Raw genomic sequence first — 468 nt, 5'->3', positions numbered from 1 at the left:
GGTGGACTTACTACACAATTTGCAAGCAAATTGTCGTAAGCTGAAGAAGGAAACCCCTTCTTCAGATATATTCAGAAAGCTTCTTTTTTTGTCGGTAATGGCACATTTGGCTGACCGACAAACCATTCGTAGAGTGAAGGATCACTCGGAAGGCGAAGTGTCTCTAGAAGCACTTCATTATCTCGCACTATAGAAAATTCAAAAAATTCATCTAAATTTTCATCATGTAATTCCTTAAGATTTTTCCAAATTTTCATAGTTTCTAAGTCGTTTGAATGAGAAATTATAAATGTATTTTGGCATGCAATATGGAATCGTTCGTTAGTTTTCATAATTTTCCTCCTTCTATAACTTCAAGATTAAATCCCGGCTTTGGTATTGTAGAAAGTTCTTCTTGTGTAGCACGACTACCTACTTCAGCAACGTGGCGGTTCATGTAGTAGCGGACAAGACCCGGCCCTCGCATAC

Annotated in this window: 1 protein-coding gene; it reads right to left on the bottom strand. The window is 38.0% G+C overall.

Going from position 1 to position 468, the window contains the following annotated elements:
• Positions 1 to 71 precede the first annotated feature (71 nt).
• The gene (locus tag KP705_RS17495) at positions 72 to 332 is read right to left on the bottom strand and encodes a hypothetical protein (RefSeq protein WP_215764835.1); all 261 of its coding nucleotides are present in this window, start codon (positions 330 to 332) and stop codon (positions 72 to 74) included.
• Between the last annotated feature and the right edge of the window lie 136 nt (positions 333 to 468).

The sequence above is a fragment of the Gluconobacter sp. P1D12_c genome (assembly GCF_018812105.1).
Taxonomy (GTDB): Bacteria; Pseudomonadota; Alphaproteobacteria; order Acetobacterales; family Acetobacteraceae; genus Gluconobacter; species Gluconobacter oxydans_A.
This window is presented reverse-complemented; position numbering and strand designations above follow the sequence as displayed.